General features: G+C 52.5%; 13 protein-coding genes and 1 riboswitch. Of the genes, 8 read left to right on the plus strand and 5 right to left on the minus strand.

The window, feature by feature from the left end:
* Positions 1-212: 212 nt before the first annotated feature.
* The 3 genes from ACSHSR_RS14880 (at position 213) to ACSHSR_RS14890 (ending at position 2,441) form a co-directional block, all read left to right on the plus strand.
* Entirely contained in the window at positions 213-512 is a 300-nt protein-coding gene (locus ACSHSR_RS14880; protein WP_025009408.1) for a DUF3861 domain-containing protein, read from the plus strand.
* Between the two features lie 137 nt (positions 513-649).
* Positions 650-1,111, plus strand: a complete 462-nt coding sequence (locus ACSHSR_RS14885) for a methyltransferase family protein (protein ID WP_117200463.1) — start codon at positions 650-652, stop codon at positions 1,109-1,111.
* 214 nt (positions 1,112-1,325) lie between these two features.
* Positions 1,326-2,441, plus strand: coding sequence for an FUSC family protein (locus ACSHSR_RS14890; protein WP_123115974.1), 1,116 nt, complete (start codon positions 1,326-1,328; stop codon positions 2,439-2,441).
* A 13-nt stretch (positions 2,442-2,454) separates the two neighbouring features.
* Here ACSHSR_RS14890 and ACSHSR_RS14895 read toward each other — a convergent pair whose 3' ends face one another.
* Entirely contained in the window at positions 2,455-3,300 is an 846-nt protein-coding gene (locus ACSHSR_RS14895; protein ID WP_475628463.1) for a tetratricopeptide repeat protein, read from the minus strand.
* Positions 3,301-3,562: 262 nt separating this feature from the next.
* Positions 3,563-4,141, minus strand: a complete 579-nt coding sequence (locus tag ACSHSR_RS14900) for a thymidine kinase (RefSeq protein ID WP_025009412.1) — start codon at positions 4,139-4,141, stop codon at positions 3,563-3,565.
* Positions 4,142-4,414: 273 nt separating this feature from the next.
* Between ACSHSR_RS14900 and ACSHSR_RS14905 the strand changes: the two genes are divergently transcribed.
* Positions 4,415-6,553: a M3 family metallopeptidase gene (locus ACSHSR_RS14905; RefSeq protein ID WP_479630881.1), complete on the plus strand. Its 2,139-nt coding sequence runs from the start codon at positions 4,415-4,417 to the stop codon at positions 6,551-6,553.
* A 902-nt stretch (positions 6,554-7,455) separates the two neighbouring features.
* Positions 7,456-8,778 carry a branched-chain amino acid transport system II carrier protein gene (gene brnQ, locus ACSHSR_RS14910; RefSeq protein WP_479630882.1) on the plus strand — a complete coding sequence of 441 codons (1,323 nt, stop codon included), beginning with the start codon at positions 7,456-7,458 and terminating at the stop codon, positions 8,776-8,778.
* Between the two features lie 131 nt (positions 8,779-8,909).
* Here brnQ and ACSHSR_RS14915 read toward each other — a convergent pair whose 3' ends face one another.
* The 3 genes from ACSHSR_RS14915 to ACSHSR_RS14925 form a co-directional block, all read right to left on the minus strand.
* Positions 8,910-10,481 (minus strand): Na+/H+ antiporter NhaC family protein, encoded by a 1,572-nt coding sequence (locus tag ACSHSR_RS14915; RefSeq protein WP_144167448.1) that lies wholly within the window; start codon positions 10,479-10,481, stop codon positions 8,910-8,912.
* 81 nt (positions 10,482-10,562) lie between these two features.
* Positions 10,563-10,761, minus strand: a riboswitch (Lysine riboswitch).
* A gap of 90 nt (positions 10,762-10,851) precedes the next feature.
* Positions 10,852-11,775 (minus strand): electron transfer flavoprotein subunit alpha/FixB family protein, encoded by a 924-nt coding sequence (locus tag ACSHSR_RS14920; protein WP_025009413.1) that lies wholly within the window; start codon positions 11,773-11,775, stop codon positions 10,852-10,854.
* Positions 11,776-12,525 (minus strand): electron transfer flavoprotein subunit beta/FixA family protein, encoded by a 750-nt coding sequence (locus ACSHSR_RS14925; protein ID WP_028779070.1) that lies wholly within the window; start codon positions 12,523-12,525, stop codon positions 11,776-11,778.
* 319 nt (positions 12,526-12,844) lie between these two features.
* Here ACSHSR_RS14925 and ACSHSR_RS14930 point away from each other — a divergent pair, with 319 nt between their 5' ends.
* From ACSHSR_RS14930 to ACSHSR_RS14940, 3 genes are all read left to right on the plus strand, one after another.
* Positions 12,845-13,240, plus strand: coding sequence for an H-NS histone family protein (locus ACSHSR_RS14930; RefSeq protein WP_025009415.1), 396 nt, complete (start codon positions 12,845-12,847; stop codon positions 13,238-13,240).
* A gap of 293 nt (positions 13,241-13,533) precedes the next feature.
* Positions 13,534-16,644: an amidohydrolase family protein gene (locus ACSHSR_RS14935; protein WP_345877338.1), complete on the plus strand. Its 3,111-nt coding sequence runs from the start codon at positions 13,534-13,536 to the stop codon at positions 16,642-16,644.
* A 23-nt stretch (positions 16,645-16,667) separates the two neighbouring features.
* A complete protein-coding gene (locus ACSHSR_RS14940) occupies positions 16,668-17,945 on the plus strand; it encodes an amidohydrolase family protein (protein WP_479631528.1) in 1,278 nt (425 codons plus the stop codon).
* Positions 17,946-17,987 lie beyond the last annotated feature (42 nt).

Below are 17,987 nucleotides of genomic sequence, written 5' to 3' on the forward strand. Positions count from 1 at the left end.
TTGTTGCCTGAACGGTTTCAGAGCCGCTGCCGGGAAATCTATGTCACGCGGCCCGGCCGCTGCTGGCACTCTGGCATGTAAATTTAGGCAAATCCCTTATCCTTGAGAGCTCCCTGACAGTTAAAGTGTTTATTCGCAGCGCTTTTGCAATGCTGTCCCGGTTCATATCCACGCCGCTGCCGCGCGGCGGCTTCTAGTCAATGGAGTCCTCAATGAAACAACACAAATACAGTATCAGTGTCGAGCATCTCGAAGATCAAAACGGTATGCCATCAAGCTATCAACAGGCGCTCAAATTCGAAGTCGGCAATCACGACGATATCTTTGCCATAGTGGACAAAATCAAACAGCGACAGGACTTCGATGAAGATCAGGCTGCCGCCTTTGCCGTTGGCCTTAAACTCTTCAGTGAAGTGATGCTGGAGCAACGTAAAAATCCACTCTTCGATGAGTTTCGGCCTCACTTTATGCAGTTTATGAAACAGCTCAAGCAAGGAAACCGCAGCGCCTAAATAGCTTCATAGCAAGGAATGCAGTGTTATCACCCTGGCAAGAGCCCCAGGCGTTAACAACTTGTATTTAGTGCTTGTATTCACAGCTTGGGCCGTGTCATCTTAAGCGGCACCTGATACTCACAGCTGCATCATTCATGTCTGGACTGGAAAAGAAACTGCCGCCCCTGGCTCTCTTGTTGCTGTTTGCTCTTTTGCTGCAACTGACGTCCTATTGGCTGCCCTCTTCCGGCCTGCATTCCACCCTCAGCCTGAGCCTTGCTTTTTCTCTGTTGGCGGCCGGGCTGATTATCCCATTGGCGGGAGTGCTCAGTTTCAAACGCCATGGGACGACACCGGATCCCAGGGTGCCGGAGCAAAGTTCAACGCTGGTAACCTCGGGGATTTATCGCTGCTCACGCAATCCCATGTATCTGGGATTTGTGTTCTTGCTGCTGGCGCAGACATTTTTCCTCAACTCACTCTGGCTGCTGATCTTGGTCGCCCTGTTTATTGCCTATTTACAGCGCTTTCAGATCCTTCCCGAAGAGCGGGCGATGCAGCAGCTCTTTGGTGAACCCTACCGCACCTATTGCCAGAGAGTCAGACGCTGGATTTAACCCGGGCCTCCTCTTGTAAACCTGCCCCAGGCAAAAAACCACATTCGAATGATGCCACCAGGGGACAAGCTGTGATCCAGCGCATAAAGGCTTTGCCGTCAAGCAATTGTGGCTCCCAGTTTGCACCTTTCGCGGCCACCGCCGACTCCATCGCGATTCATCTCTGTCATAATTGCCCTTGACGGTCAACCCATACGCTTTTTGAGACACTGCCATGCCCCTGTTTGCCAGAGCCTCCGCCTTCGCCGATTTCATCTATCGCCATTCCCGCGCCGTACACACGGTAAAACTGGCCTTGGCGCTGTTTATTGCCGCCGCCATCAACGCCATCTGGTCTTTGCCTCACTTTGTCTGGAGCATGGTCACCATAGTGATCATCATGATGGGCCTGCCACAAGTGGGCGGCGCTATCGAAAAATCGCTGCAGCGGGCCATAGGCACCTGCTTGGGCTCGGCCTATGGGGTCTTGTTGGTGATCACCATGGGCGGCTATTGGGACTTGATGGGCTTACTGATCCTCGGGGTCAGCATAGTCTGTTATATCAATGCCGGCCGCTACAGCTATGCCTACCTGGTGGCTGGGTTCACCATGATCATAGTGATAGGTGACGCCAACCACGACACCTCGGAAGCCTTATGGCGCACCGCCAATATTCTCATCGGCTGCGTGATTGCCGTGCTGGTATCCCTGTTTGTGCTGCCAATCAAGGCCAAACAGGACTGGCGGGCCCAGCTGGCAAGCTCACTGAAAATCATGACCCAAGTGCTGGAGCAGCATCTCAATGCCGGCCAGGAAGAGCCGGAAAATGCCCGTAAGTCTCTGGAAACAGCGATGAAGGCGGTGCTGGCGCAGAAAAAACTGCTGTTTTCGCTGGAATGGGAAAGCCAAACCTTGAAGAAAGAGGCTGCTACTCTGACCGAGCTGGCCAACAAACAGATAAGGGTGATCACGCTTTTGGAGCTACTGCTGCTCACCCGCTGGAAGGCCGAAGAAGATGAGGCCTATGCCAGAGTCAAACTGGTGGCCAGCGGGCTGCAGCGAGAGTTTGCCTATCTGGCGGACTATGTGGCCGGCAACACACCCGACTGCCCCAAACTCCCCCTGGGACTCGGCTATCAATTGCAGCAACAGCTACTTAAGCAACTGCCATCTGAGCCGAGCGACGACTCGCCGGAATCGGCCCATCAAGGTTTCGCACTCAGCGGTTACAGTTGGCTTATCTATCAACTGGCCCAGGCGCTGTTGGCCATTCATGGCGAGCTGGCCAGCCTGGATCTGGCTTATAAGCGCAAAGCATCTTCCCAGCGCCAGTTGAATATTCCCGAGTAACTGGCCGCCGGCGTTACAGCCGCAACAGGTCCTGCTGATGAAAGTGGATCACCACTTCAGGGTCAAGCTCGAGTGCCAGATCCAGTATATGGCTGATGCTGATGGGTCCCTCTCCCATCTGGCTTAAGCTGTTGTAATAGCCCAGTAAGGGTAAGGCCCAGCCGCGGCGCCTTTCAATCAGCTGCTGGTACAACAGGGCGGCCTCTTGGTATTGTTTCTGCTCATAGCTCAGCATGGCTTTGAGATAGACAAGCTGAAAATACGCACGGCCCTGACGCTTTAATCCCTTATCGAGCTGCGCCAGAGCCTCATCGGATCGTCCCAACGCCCGCAAGCTGACGGCCTGATAAAACTGCAGCTTATCCAGATAGTCATACTGTCTCGCGGCTCGTTTATAACTCTTGAGCGCCGCCTCATGCTGGCCCATTTGTGCCAGGATATTGCCTTTGAGCATCTGGCCATCGGCCCAAAGCTGAGGCTTGTTATTGAGATAGCGGTTTATCTGCTCCAGCGCTGCCGGATAGTCCCGGGTTTCATAGAGTGTCCTGGCAATATCCAACCTGAGATCACGCTCCGATCCCAAAGCCTCGGCTTTGCGGTAATCGGCCAGTGCGCCGCTATAGTCCGGACGCAGGCGTTGGGAATAAGCGGACAGCACCTGAGCCTTGGCCGCGGCGCGGAAAAAATACAGTTCAGAGTCCTTGGACAGCGCGGACTCGGCCTTGTCATAGGCCGCCACCGCCTTGGGATAATTGGGGATATTGCTGAAGTAATAAAGCTGCCCAAGCAAAAATGCCAGCCGCCCGGAGTCCGGGTAATTTTCTATGGCCGCATCCAGTCTGGGCGCCGCCTCTGCCATCTTCCTTTCAAAAATAAGCTTTTGAATCACTTTAATTTCTGAGGCGGGAACGGCTTTATCTGCAACGGCCTGCAATGGCAAAACTGAGCCCAGCAACAACAGCAACAAACCCGGCAACCGCTTTCTGGATATACGGCTTCCAGCAGGGGAAATAGACGACATAAGCTTCCTTTCTTTATCTCTTTATTTATATCTTTGGCTGTTCGCCTGGGCTTTTACTATTGAACTTGTCACTTTGGGCTTGCAAACGCGATGCCTCGCATCAGTCCCAAATCAATTCGCGGTAGTGCTTACGACAGACAGACTCATAACTCTCATTGCCGCCTATCGCCACCTGCTCACCCTCGCGCACCGGGTTACCCGCCCCATCACGACGGATCACCATATTGGCCTTGCGACCACAGTGACAGATGGTTTTCAGTTCTACCAGCTTGTCGGCCCAGGCCAACAGGTACTGACTGCCAACAAACAGCTCGCCCTGGAAGTCGGTACGCAAACCGTAACAAAGTACAGGAATATCCAGGATGTCGACCACATAGGCCAGCTGTTTGACCTGCTCTTTACTGAGAAACTGGGATTCATCAAACAGCACACAATTCAGGTGCTGACGCTCATGTTCGGCGCGGATCATCTCGAGCAGATTGTCATCATGGGCAAAAATACGTGCATCACATTCAATACCGATCCTGGAAGCGACCTTTCCCACTCCAAAACGGTCATCTATCGCCGGGGTCATCACCAGGGTATGCATGCCGCGCTCGCGATAGTTATAGGATGACTGCAGTAAAGAGGTGGATTTCCCGGCATTCATCGCCGAATAGTAGAAATAAAGTTGCGCCAAAACGGCTCTCCCCTGAGAAAAATTCCGGCCGCAATTTTACACTTTTTACCACATAAATACAGGATGCATGCCCCATGCAGCCAAACTTGAGCATTGATTCAGCATTCGCTGAATCTACCCATTAAAATCAATTTGTTACACTTCTTTATCAATAAGCTGCTGGCCTGCAAACGTCGCGATTATGTAGGCTATAAACATTAAATTCAGCCACTTTTAAGCAACAAGTGCTAAGTTGCGCTAAAAAACTCATAACTAAAGATGGAAGTCATAATAATGCGAAAATCTCTTCTGGCGCTGGCCGTTGGCGCCACACTGGCTATTTCTGGCTGCAGCGCCCACAATCCTCAGGACACAAATCTGGCAAGTGCGGAAGCCACTCAAAGCAATCCACTTTTTGCCAAGAGCACCTTGCAATATCAGGCCCCGGATTTTCGCCTGATCAAAGATGAACACTTCAAGCCTGCACTCGAAGCCGGTATTGCCGAGCACTACCAGGAAGTGTTGGCCATTGCCAACAACCCAGAGAAACCCACTTTTGCCAACACCATAGTCGCCCTGGAAAAATCCGGTGAACTGCTAAGCCGCGCCTCAAGCGTTTTCTATAATCTGACCGGCTCCAACTCCAACCCTGAACTGCGTAAAATTCAGGGTGAAATGGCGCCCAAGATGGCGGCCCACTCAGACAACGTCAACCTCAACCCGGAGCTGTTTGTCCGCATCGACAGCCTCTACTCTCAACGGCAGCAATTGGGCCTGAGCAGCGAAGAAGTGCGCCTTATTGAGGTGTACCACCAACGCTTTGTGCTCGCCGGCGCCAAGCTGACCGAGAACGAAAAAGCCCAGATCCGCGCCTTGAACGAAGAGCAGTCCAAGCTGGTGAACGAATTCCAGCAACGACTGATGCGGATGAACAAAGAAATCGCCGTAACTGTTACTGACGTTGCTCAATTGGAAGGTCTGTCCGACTCGGCCATTCGCAATGCCGCGGCCGATGCCAAGGCCGCTGGGCTCGATGGTCAATACCTGATCAGCATCACCAACACCACTCGCCAGCCTGTGCTGGCTCAGCTGAAAAACCGAGAGCTGAGAAAACAGATTTGGGAAGCCTCGGCCTATCGCGGCCTTGAAGGTGAAAACGAAACCGCCTCTCTGGTGGCCCGCCTGGCGCAACTGCGCGCCGAACGCGCCGCCCTGCTGGGATTTGATAACTGGGCCAGTTACCGCCTGAGCCCACAGATGGCCAAGACACCCGAGGCCGTCTATGAGATGTTCGGCTCCATGGTGCCGGCCGTTGTCGCCAACACCCAGAAAGAAGCCGCCGATATCCAGGCGATGATCGACAAGACTGGTGGCAAGTTCCAGCTCAAGCCTTGGGACTGGGCCTTCTATGCCGAACTGGTGCGCCAGGAGAAATATGATCTGGATGAAGCCAGCCTCAAGCCTTACTTCGAATTCAATCGAGTGTTGGAAGACGGCGTCTTCTTTACCCTCAACCAACTCTATGGGGTAACCTTCAAGCCACGGCCGGATCTGCCGGTTTATCACCCGGACGTCAAAGCCTGGGAAATGTTCGATGCCGATGGCAGCAGCATGGCCATCTTCTACGGCGACTATTTCGCCCGTGAAGGCAAGCGCGGCGGTGCCTGGATGAGCTCTTTCGTCAACCAGAACCTGCTCAAGGGTGAAAAGCCTGTGGTGGTCAATGTGATGAACATCAAGAAGGCACCGGAAGGCGAAGCCACCTTCGTCAGCTATGACGAAGTAACCACCATGTTCCACGAGTTGGGCCACGGCACGCATGGCATGTTCTCCAAAGTAACCTACCCCAGCCTGTCCGGTACTGCGGTATCCCGTGACTTTGTCGAGTTCCCATCCACCTTCGAAGAGGACTGGGCCGGTCATCCACAAGTGTTGGCCAACTATGCCAAGCACTACCAAACCGGCGAGCCTTTACCCAAGGCGATGCTGGACAAGTTGCTGAAGTCCCGCAGCTTCAACCAGGGCTTCGACACCCTGGAGTATATGGCTGCTGCATTGGTCGACATGGAATGGCATTCGCTGGACAAAAACGCACCGCTGCAGAATGTCGCCGAGTTTGAAGCCAAGGCGCTTGAAAAGCACGGCCTGAACATTGAAGCCGTGCCACCACGTTACAAGTCGACCTACTTTGCCCACGCCTTCCCGGGTGGCTACAGTGCCAGCTACTACGCCTATATGTGGAGCGAAATTCTCGCGGCCGATGCCTTTGCCTATGTACAGACCCAAGGCGGCCTGAAGCGGGATATCGGCATGAAGTATCGCAAGACCATCCGCGAAGTGGGTAACAGCGTGCCCCCTATGGAAGCTTACAAAAACTTCCGTGGCCAGGAGCCGACAACCGATGCCCTGCTCAAGCGTCGTGGTCTGCTCTGATAAGTGAGCGCTGAAAACCGTTTAAGTCCGAGGTGCGAGATTACACCTCGGACTTAAGCATAAAAAACACCTGAGTCTTCCGGCTCAGGTGTTTTTTTATGACAAGCTATTCGACTTCCAACACCGGCACTCATTCTCCCCGTAATCAGGGCCGGGTCTATTTTGCAACCCCTTGAAAATGGACACGTGATACCTAAGGAAGGTGCAAACAAGTCCCATGTGTGCTCTGCGTCGGCTTCCAGGCCTGAATGCAAGGCGTGATTTGCAGCAAATGGCCAAGTCCTTTGCAAGAAGCACAACACAGCAGGCAGGTCTGTAAGCCACGCCCTTCGGGGCTTTCACAGCAGCCGGCTTTCTGCGTTATCCGACTTCGACAGGCCCCGGCATGCCTTCAGTCCGATGCCTTGAATGCCAATTGCTGTGTAAGCCAGAGTGCCACGAGGACTTATTCGCACCTTCCCTAATTGAGAGTGGCAGGCATTTATCCCCAAGTACTGGTGGGATCCCGATTTCCATCACTGCGAGACTGAATCGTTAATGTTTCTTTAAAGAATTTTTAGTGACTTGTTCCTGTGAGTGGAGAAAATATTGAAATACACACTACCCACTATTTAAGGCTTGCCAGGTTCCAAGAGATAGGTTTATAAGGGATCCACGCAGGGAGGAGCCTCCTCCCGTATTTTCTGTCAACCTGGATTTTGTATGTCATTGGTCGCTTCCACAATTTGTTTGCAGCCTAGTCGCCAACAAGTGACCGTCGCCAATCTCCTCCTGCTCTCTCTGGAACTCAACCGGGGCTGACAGGCTATTATCTTTTATTTTCTGTCAGTGAGAGTCGCTGGCAGAGTCATCAAAACGCTCACTTGCTGGTTACTTCAAAGCTGACATACTTGAGGAAGACTATGTTAAGTGCACGCAATATCGCCGCTTTGGGTTTTATGACCTTTGCAATGTACTTGGGCGCCGGCAACCTTATTTTCCCATCATTTTTGGGTTATCAGGCAGGCGAAAACCTGTTTCAGGGCATGGCAGGCTTTCTACTGGCCGGTGTGGGCTTACCCGCCTTTGCTTTGGTCATTGTGGCCCTGGTGGGGGGCTCCGATAACCTGACTTCAGTACTTCCCCGCCCTCTGGCTACCACGTTCTGGATTATGGTATTTATCGTGATTGGCCCGGCATTTGTCATTCCTCGCGCCATCACAGTCGCTTACCAATTCGGTTTTAGCCCGTTTTTCGGTGACAACGCACTGGGTCCTTTTTCAATTATCTTCTGCGTTATCGCTGTGCTGTTTTCCCTGTATCCGGGCAAACTGGTCGACAACCTGGGGAAGTGGTTGACGCCGGCGCTAATGGCTATCCTACTGGCAATGGCTATCGCCGCACTGTTGTTTCCGAGTCAAGGCATTTCCCAGGCGACCGGCGCCTATGTAAGCAGCGCATTTGCCGAAGGTGTGACTCAAGGATATATGACCATGGACGCCTTGGGCTCTATCGGTTTTGGATGGGTTATCTTCCGCGCGATTAAAAGTATGGGTGTCACTCAGCCAAAGGCGATTACCAGGTACACCCTGATTGCCGCCTTGATGTACGCTGTGGCTATGGCACTGGTATATATATCCCTGGCTTATATCGGCGCCAGCAGCGTCGGTGAATACAGTAACGGCGGGGATATTCTGACCACCTTTACCACAACACATTTTGGTATTTTAGGTACCTTGCTGTTGGGGGCTGTGATGATATTGGCTTGCCTGACGACGATAATCGGCGTGACGACTGCCGGCAGTGAGTTTTATAGCCGCACATTCAGTAAAGTGTCTTACCGTAACAGTGTGCTGGTCACCATGATAATTGGAGCGATGGTTGCCAATATTGGTCTGGAGCAACTTTTACAGATCACCCAACCCGTCGTGGTAGCCCTGCATCCGATTGCGATTGCCTTGTTGTTGATTGCGCCGCTACGGCGCCTTGTCTCCATGTCTGGCGTACTTGCAACCTTAGCGGCAGCGTTGATTTTTGGCGCTCTGGACGCCTTGCATATTCTCGGCAGTATGCCTGCCAGCCTGGATGCAATTTTGAACCAGTATCTACCCTTATACGCTTGCTATGCAGCTTGGATTGTCCCAACGGTTATTGTTCTGGCCATAGCGACGAGTTTGACTCTGTTTGCCCGCTCGGCATCGGCTCGCGTCATCACGGAAAACTCAATAGAGCTGTCACAAAAATAATTGGCAAGGCCGGTTTGAATCAATAGATATTTAGCCTGAATATCCAAGACGAGAGTACGCCTCCAACTCCAATGGCCCTGAAATATAGGTAACAAAAAACGCTGCCAAGGCAGCGTTTTTTAATTGGCCGGTTAGGCAGCACTGTTTTTGGGCTGCTGCCACTTGAGCCACACCAGCCCCAGCATGAACAGCACACAACTGCTGGCAAGCCCAAGCCATACCGACTCGGTAAAGCCGAGTACTATATAGCCACCGAGGGAAATAACTGCGACCAAGACCGCATAGGGCAACTGAGTCAACACATGGTCGATATGATGGCAGCTGGCACCTGTGGATGACAGAATCGTGGTGTCCGATATCGGCGAGCAGTGATCGCCAAACACAGCCCCGGAAAGCACGGCGGCCAGCATAGGCAACATCATGCCACTGTGGCTGCCCATGGCCATATCGGCGGCAATCGGCAACATGATACCAAAGGTGCCCCAGCTGGTGCCGGTAGAAAAGGCGGTAAGCCCAGCCAAAATAAATAGCACGGCCGGCAACAAGGCAAAGGGAATATTGCCACTGGCGAGGCTGGCCATAAACTTGCCGGTTTCCAGTGAGCCTATGATCCCGGCTATGGTCCAGGCAAACATCAGAATATAGATGGCCGGCAACATGGAACGGGCACCCGAGGTGAGTGCCTTGAGGATCATCTTGGCTTCAATCTTCTGGATAAAGGCCAGCAGCAGCGTCACCACCAGACCGATGGAAGCACCAAAGAACAGAGATGAGCCCACATCGGTTTTCTCGAAGGCACCTATGATACTGAAAGGCAGGCTTTCTGCCGCCAGGGCATCGGCACCACTGGAAACCATAAAATAGAAGGTTGCCACCACCAAGACACCTATGGGCAGGAACAGGCCGTGCACCTGGCCGGTTTCCGCCTCGGGCAGATCGGCATTGGCACCGGGGGGCAACCCCTTGGACTCATCATAGAGATTGCCCTTGCGGGCGTTGAGCTCGTGTTTGCGCATGGCGCCAATATCCAGCTCCATAAAGGTGACGCACAGCAAGAGCGCCAGGGCAAACAGGGCATAGAAGTTCATCGGGATCATCTGCACGAAAGCGCTCAGATGTCCTACTTCAGTAAAACCGTGGGCGGTGAGAATGCCGCCGATAAGGGCGATAATATAGGCGCCCCAACTGGATACCGGCGAGATAACGCACACGGGCGCGGCGGTAGAATCCAAAAGATACGCCAGTTTGGAGCGGGAGATATAATATCTGTCGGTCAGAGGCCTAGCGATACTGCCCACCACCAGGCTGTTGAAGTAGTCATCGATAAACACCGCACAGCCGAGAAACATGGTCAGCAGCTTGGCATCACGGCGATTACGGATATGCTGTCTGGCCCAGTTGGCAAAGGCTCTGGCCGAGCCACTGACGGTGATCAGCGCAGTGATCATCCCCAGCAGCACCAGGAACCCCAGAATATACAGGTTCCAGGCATTGAAAGCACCATCGTCCCATACCAGGGAAAGCACCCTTTGCCCCAGATAAACCCCGGTGTCCAATACCGACCATTGATTGAGCAACAAGGCTCCAATCAATATCCCTAGCCCCAGCGATAACAACACCCGACGGGTGAGGATCGCCAATAAAATTGCCACAACCGGCGGCAACAAAGAGAGTGCCGAATCGGCATAACTTGTTAGTGTCATTGAGTCTTGTTCTTCGTTAAATACGAATGGAGGGCAACTGAACTGGTGGGAAAAGGCAATGGCATACCGAGTAGCACCTGTCCTTTCAGTAGCGCTCCATAGTAACGTCAATCTGTCATCCCGACAGAATATACTATGGCAGTGCTGCCCCTATTTGGTAACAGCCCCAGCGGTGGACCTTGATAAGTCGCAACCACTTCGGCACCAAATCCTTTCGCGATACATAAACGGAATCACCCTGCTTACCGCTACTGATATTTAGTGCGCCTCTACTTCTCAGGACGCCTGATGTCAGGCGTGAGGCACATAAAAACATAGGCGGCTTTGAGGATGCTACCCCAAAGCCGCCTATCGTGACCTAGATCACAGATTAAATCAACTCGTTCAATTTAGGCACAACATCAAACAGGTCAGCTTCCAAGCCATAATCGGCAACCTGGAAGATAGGCGCTTCAGGATCTTTGTTGATGGCCACAATGACTTTTGAATCCTTCATACCGGCCAGATGTTGAATCGCCCCGGAGATACCCACAGCGATATAAAGCTCTGGCGCCACGATTTTACCCGTCTGGCCAACCTGCAGGTCGTTGGGAACAAAGCCGGCATCCACTGCTGCCCGCGATGCACCTACGGCGGCGCCCAGCTTATCGGCCAAGGCTTCCAGCATGGCAAAGTTTTCGCCACTACCCATACCGCGACCACCGGAAACAATGACTCTGGCGCTGCCAAGCTCCGGACGAGCCGACTCGGTCAGGCTCTGGGATACAAAGCTGCTCTTGGCGTCAAAGACACTATCGAGCTGATTGATTTCAGCTGAGCCTGTCTCGGCAACGGCGTCGAAGGCGCTGGCACGCACTGTAGCCACTTTCTTATCGTCCAGACTCTTAACGGTTGCCATGGCGTTACCGGCATAAACGGGACGGACAAAAGTATCGGCGTCAATCACCTTGGTGATCTCAGAAAGTTGAGCCACATCCAGCAAAGCCGCCACTCGTGGCAGTATGTCCTTACCCTGGCTTGAAGCTGCAGCCAGAATGTGGCTGTAGTCACCACTCAGAGACAAGATGAGTTCACCAATATTGTCGGCAAGATGAGCACCATAGGCAGGGTTATCGGCCAGCAGTACTTTACTGACGCCTTCAAGCTTGGCGGCAGCATCGGCGGCGGCCTTACAATCCTGACCGGCAACCAAGAGGTGAATATCTCCCCCTATGGCTTTGGCTGCGGCGACAACTTTGGCTGTGTCCTGTTTCAGGCTGGCATTATCGTGTTCTGCTATTACTAATACGGCCATTTAGATCACCTTCGCTTCGTTTTTCAACTTGTCCACCAGCTCCTCAACGGAAGCCACCATCACACCCGCCTGACGGCTGGCCGGTGCAGCTACCTCCAACACCTGTACGTGCTGCTTGAGCGCCACTCCCAGGTCATCAATGCTCATGGTCTCCAGCGGCTTGCGCTTGGCTTTCATGATATTGGGCAAAGAAGCATAGCGAGGCTCATTCAGACGCAGATCTGCGGTGACCACGGCAGGCAGAGGCATGGACAGAGTCTGTAAGCCGCCATCCACTTCCCGGGTGACCAGCAGAGTTTCGCCTTCCAGCTTCACTTCAGATGCAAAGGTTGCCTGAGGCATACCGGCGAGCGCCGCCAGCATCTGTCCTGTCTGATTGTTATCGCCGTCGATGGACTGCTTACCGAGCAGAATAAGTTGCGCCTGTTCCTTGTCCTGCACCGCCTTGAGCAGTTTGGCAATAGAAAGGGGCACCAGCTCTTCATCGGTTTCGATGTGAATGGCACGGTCGGCACCCAGAGCAAGTGCGGTACGCAGCTGCTCCTGTGCCGCCTTGGGACCTATGCTGACAACGACAACTTCAGAAGCACTGCCGGCTTCTTTCAGACGCACGGCTTCTTCTACCGCAATCTCACAAAATGGATTCAACGCCATTTTCAGGTTGGCTGTTTCAACGCCTGTGTTGTCGGCCTTGACCCTGACCTTCACATTGGCATCGACCACACGTTTTACTGGCACCAATACTTTCATAGGGTTTCCTTCCTACACCTTGTATCTAATGTGGGTTGCGTACCGATGATACCAGGGCCATCAGTACAGGATGGCTCAACTTTACGTGCTGTTGACGTTAACGTCAACAGCAACTTAAACGCTCGTTTGTCACTTCTGTCACACTTTAAGGCCAGTTTTTTGAACACTTGGCAACTTTCATGGTCATAGAATTGAGTTAAATAAAGAAATTAATGTCAATTGGCGTAAAAATATTTGATCCAGACTCTTATAGTTTCTATTATTTATAGCGATGTTCACCATAACCCAATTTATAAATTAGCGTGGGACCAAAATACTTATGAGCGATTTTCTTGATATATTGACTCACGGTCGTCGTTTTAAGGCCGCAGTAAAAGAGTTGAGCGTTGCAGATCTGCGCGATCTGGCTGCCAAATTGGATAAGATCATTATTGATCGTGAAGAGGAAGCCAAGGAAGAAGAAAAGGCACAAGCTGAACGTCTTTCTAAAATAGAAGATATCCGTAAGCAGATGGAAGCCGTTGGCCTGTCTGTTGAAGATCTGGGTAATGTTGCTGCCGCCAAGGCTGCTCCCAAGAAGCGTGCTCCTCGCCCACCAAAATACAAAATCGTTGTAGATGGTGAAACTATTACTTGGACCGGTCAAGGCCGTATGCCAACTGTATTCAAGAACGAAGTAGACAAAGGTCGTTCAATGGATGATTTCCTGATCTAATCAGGCATCTATTTACTTAAGCCTCGACAGTGTCGGGGCTTTTTTATGTCTGATAGACGTCTGGCATCTGTTAAAAAGCCTTACAATTACGCCTTGGCATTTACATTTTGACTGGGTTAACTTTTATGGACATCAGCACAGCCATGTATCCCGTCGGCCTCAGATACCTTTTTGTATTATGGATATCTGTAACTCTTTGGTAAAAAAGTAGTGAATATATACTGATGTTCATATCTTTTTACTGATAGCTGTGACTTTTCCCCAAAAGAATAATGACAAGGTAGCCACAACAGATGAAACCCTCTTTCCCCGCCGCAAAACTGCTGTTTATCAGCCTTGTGGCCTGCAGCGCCTACGCCGATGAAACGCAACTGACAGACAATACTCCGAGATTGACCGCCTTAACCCACGCCAAACTCATGCTCTCCCCGGGTAAGCAATTGGATAACGCTACCCTGCTTATTGAAAATAACCGGATAAAGCAAGTTATTTCCAATAATGAAATTCCACAAAATGCTTATAAGATAGATCTCAATGGTTACACCATCTATCCGGGGTTTATCGATCCCTTTGCCGAATATGGCTTGGAGTATTCAGAATCGCCGGCAACTATTGAAGGCCCTGTCTATCGGATAAACCCCAAAGGGGCTGTGGCTGCAAATGGGGCTATTCACGCAGAGAAAGAATGGTTTTCCTATGTATTGGCAGATAAAGAAGCCGCGTCAAATTGGATAAGCAATGGCTTTACCAGCGTTCAGAGTGCTCATCTTAACGGAATATTCAGGGGAATTGGTGTTTCACTGTCTTTGGCGGACAAGAATAGCAATCAACTGATATATAATCCCCAAAGTCGACATTTTATGGCTTTTGATAAAGGCAATTCACCACAGGACTACCCCAACTCCCTGATGGGAAGCATAGCGTTAATAAGACAGACTCTCAGTGATGCCAACTGGTATAACCAGAATAAAATGAAAGCAGCCGGCCGCGAGGATTTATTGTCACCGGAATTTAATATCGCCCTTGAGCGCTTGCACGATATAAAAAATCGTGGTGCGATATTTGACACCCGAAACCTCAATAACCAGTTGCGTGCAGCCAAACTCTTGAGCCAAGAAGATATCCAGCCAATCTTACTGGGAAATGGCCAGGAATATGCAAGAGTGAGAGAACTGCAAGAATATCGACCCGTGTTGATATTGCCGTTGAACTTCCCCGCTGCCCCTCAGGTCAGTGATGAAGACAATGCCAGGGAAGTACCACTCAGAACCTTGAGACACTGGGAGCGGGCACCGAGCAATCCTGCTGTGATGGCCGCCAACAATATCCCCTTCTCCTTCACCCAATACGGCATGGACGGTAAAGCCTTTTGGCCCAGGTTGAGAATGGCGCTGCAAGCCGGTCTCGACGAAGAAACCGCATTGGCAGCGCTGACCACAGAAGCCGCTGCGGCCGCCGGCATAGATAATTTGGTCGGTAAACTGGCGCCCGGCTATATGGCCGATCTGGTGATAGCCAAAGGCAATCTGTTTCAGGACGGCGAAATAGTCAGCGTATGGTTGCAGGGCGAAGAGCAAAAACAGCTGGCTCCGGAATTCCAGTGGCAAGGCAGTTATCGCCTGCATTTGGCTGAACTGGAATTGGATCTTGAGCTGCAACTGACCCAGCAAACGCCCCGAAAACTCAGGGGCAACCTCAGCAGTGGCGATCAACAGATAGCGCTTGCTCACCTGAAAGCCGACAGCAAACGCCTGAGTTTCAGCGTCAATTTGCAGGGTGCCGGCATAAATGGCATCAGTAGATTGACTCTATGGCAAGATGATGAAGGATTGAGAGGAAGACTCTTGAGTGCCGATGGCACCGTGACTCAACTGGCCGGCTCAAGATTGCCACAAGCGCTTTTAATGCAAGAGACAGAAGAGGATACGCGGACAAATACTCAGGCAACAAGCCCCAAAACTGTGTCAAAGACCGGGCCAAAGACTGAACCCGAGTATCTCAGTCGTTTGACGAGTCCACTGCAAGCCTATGGCCGCAGTGAGCTGCCAGGTACGGAAAAACTGCATATCCGCAATGTCACCCTCTGGACTTCAAGTGAGGCAGGCATTATTGGCAACAGCGACCTGCTTATGGCCAACGGCAAGATTGAAAAGATTGGCACAGATCTCAGCACTCCGGCAGGTTATCAGGTCATAGAGGGAGCAGACATGCACCTGACTGCCGGGATCATAGATGAGCATTCCCACATTGCCGTGAACGGCGGCCTCAATGAGATGTCCGATGCCATCACCTCAGAAGTACAAATAGCCGATGTGCTTAACCCGGATGATATTGCCATCTATCGCTCCTTGGCCGGTGGCGTCACTACCGCCAATCTGCTGCATGGCAGTGCCAACCCTATAGGTGGCCAGTCGCAGGTTATTCAACTGCGCTGGGGAGAGTCGGCCGAGGGACTCAAGTTCACCCGGGCCCATCAGGGGATTAAGTTTGCTTTGGGGGAAAACGTCAAACAGAGCAACTGGGGCGAGCGTTATACCCGCAGATTCCCGCAAAGCCGCATGGGAGTGAAGGCCCTGATGAGTGATGCTTTCAATGCCGCCAGAGACTATAAAGACGCCCAGGCCCAATATGCCGAGCTGCGCTCACGGGAGAAACGTAAGCAGCTCTCCCCTCGCCCCGATTATCGTTTACAGGCGATTGCCCAAGTGCTGAATGGCGAGCGCGATGTGCATATTCACTCCTATGTCCAGTCTGAAATCCTGATGTTCTTGCGCCTCGCCGAGGCCTACGATTTCAAGGTCACCGCCTTCACCCATGTACTGGAAGGCTACAAGCTGGCCCCCGAGTTGGCGGCTCATGGTGCCGGTGCTTCCACCTTTGCCGACTGGTGGGCCTATAAATTTGAGGTCTATGATGCCATTCCGCAAAACGCCTGTTTGATGATGAATGCCGGCGTGCTCACCTCGATTAACTCAGATGACTTTGAGATGCAGCGGCGCCTGAATCAGGAAGCCGCCAAGTCGGTGAAATACTGCGACATGTCCCAGGAAGATGCCTGGAAGATGGTAACCATCAACCCCGCCAAACAGCTCGGAATAGACGCCATAACAGGTTCAATTGAAGAGGGAAAACAGGCAGATTTGGTGCTCTGGGATGCCAACCCCCTATCGGTTTATGCCAAGAGCCAGGCAGTGTGGATTGGCGGCAAACGCTACTTCGACCGCGCTGAGGATAAGCAAATGACCCAGGCTATCGCCAGCGAGCGCCAGGCGCTGATCCAGAAAATTCTTGGCAGTGATCCGGCGCGGCTTCAAGGCGAAACGACGTCAGAAATCATAGAGCCCTTGTGGCAATGCGATACCCAATTCAACGCCTGGGGCCAGAATAAGGAGAGCCGCCTGTGACCAAGTTTCCTCTATTGCCACGCATGGCATCTATGCTGGCACATCTGCTGCTGGGTGGTTTGCTATTGATGTTCGCACCGGCAAAGGCCCATAACCTGATCCCGGCCGAGCGCCAGCAGCAAGCCATATTATTGAAAAACGCCACGGTTCACACCGTCAGCCAAGGCACACTCGAAAATACCGATGTGCTGCTCGAGCAAGGTGTTATCAGCGCCGTAGGCCCAGGATTAACGGCTGAAAATGCCCGGGAATTTGATCTCAGTGGCAAACACCTTTATCCCGGCCTCATAGCACTGGATACCACCCTGGGCTTGGTAGAGATAGCCATGGCCAGACCAACAGTCGACAGCCGCGATGTCGGCAGTGCCAATCCGCAGCTTGAAGCCGCCAGCGCCTTCAACCCGGATTCGGAATTGCTGCCCAGTGTGCGGGCCAACGGTATCACCCACGCGCAAATAGTGCCAAGAGGCACAGGCATTGCCGGGCAATCGGCGCTGGTCTCACTGGATGCCTGGACCATAGAAGATGCCCAGGTTCCATCCAAACCACAGTTCCACCTCTATTGGCCAACTGCGCCGCAAAAACAAGGTACCAGCGAGGCAAATAAGCAGGCACAAAAGGCCTATCACGGCGCTCTGTCACAGATACACAAACACTTTGAAGCGGGTAAACGCTACGCCTTGAGTCAGCAAGGCAGTGAAGGCGCGCTTGAAGACAGCCGCTGGCAAGCGCTCTTGCCTCTGTATCGCCAGGAGGCGCGGCTATTTGTTCATGCCGACAGGCAGCAGCAGATAGAGGCTGCCATTGCCCTGGCCCGTCAGTATGGATTCAAGTTAACCCTGGTCGGTGGCTATGATGCCTGGCGCCTGGGCGCAGCGCTCAATGAAATAGAGGCAAGTGTCATCTATACCCATACGCTTGACTTGCCGCTACGAGAAGATGAGCCCATAGGTCAGGCATTTAGAGTACCGGCATTGCTCAAGCGCGCTGGTATTCCCTTCGCCCTCGGCTTCAGCTCCGATTGGGACAGCCGTAACCTGCCGCTGGCCGCGGGCCAAACCGTGGCTTGGGGGCTCAGTAAAGAGCAGGCGCTCAAGGCCATTACACAAGATGCCGCCAAGATACTGGGGGTAGACAACCTGGGGGCGGTAGCGCCCGGGTTTCAGGCCAATATTGTGGTCAGCAGCGGCGATATTCTCGACCCCATGAGCAGCCGGATAGAGCTGATGTTTATCAACGGCAGACAGGTGGATCTCAACAATCGTCATCGGCAGCTTTATCAAAAGTATTTGAAGCGATAGAATTTCCCATACAGCTCCCGGGATGGCCGGGAGCATGGACGA

The sequence above is a fragment of the Shewanella sp. VK101 genome (assembly GCF_056497865.1).

Coding starts and splice junctions, on each gene's coding strand:
- ACSHSR_RS14920 (WP_025009413.1), bottom strand. CDS start 11,775: ATGGCCGTATTAGTAATAGCAGAACACGATAATGCCAGCCTGAAACAG.
- ACSHSR_RS14890 (WP_123115974.1), top strand. CDS start 1,326: ATGCCCCTGTTTGCCAGAGCCTCCGCCTTCGCCGATTTCATCTATCGC.
- brnQ (WP_479630882.1), top strand. CDS start 7,456: ATGTTAAGTGCACGCAATATCGCCGCTTTGGGTTTTATGACCTTTGCA.
- ACSHSR_RS14895 (WP_475628463.1), bottom strand. CDS start 3,300: ATGGCAGAGGCGGCGCCCAGACTGGATGCGGCCATAGAAAATTACCCG.
- ACSHSR_RS14935 (WP_345877338.1), top strand. CDS start 13,534: ATGAAACCCTCTTTCCCCGCCGCAAAACTGCTGTTTATCAGCCTTGTG.
- ACSHSR_RS14930 (WP_025009415.1), top strand. CDS start 12,845: ATGAGCGATTTTCTTGATATATTGACTCACGGTCGTCGTTTTAAGGCC.
- ACSHSR_RS14885 (WP_117200463.1), top strand. CDS start 650: ATGTCTGGACTGGAAAAGAAACTGCCGCCCCTGGCTCTCTTGTTGCTG.
- ACSHSR_RS14880 (WP_025009408.1), top strand. CDS start 213: ATGAAACAACACAAATACAGTATCAGTGTCGAGCATCTCGAAGATCAA.
- ACSHSR_RS14925 (WP_028779070.1), bottom strand. CDS start 12,525: ATGAAAGTATTGGTGCCAGTAAAACGTGTGGTCGATGCCAATGTGAAG.
- ACSHSR_RS14905 (WP_479630881.1), top strand. CDS start 4,415: ATGCGAAAATCTCTTCTGGCGCTGGCCGTTGGCGCCACACTGGCTATT.
- ACSHSR_RS14940 (WP_479631528.1), top strand. CDS start 16,668: ATGGCATCTATGCTGGCACATCTGCTGCTGGGTGGTTTGCTATTGATG.
- ACSHSR_RS14915 (WP_144167448.1), bottom strand. CDS start 10,481: ATGACACTAACAAGTTATGCCGATTCGGCACTCTCTTTGTTGCCGCCG.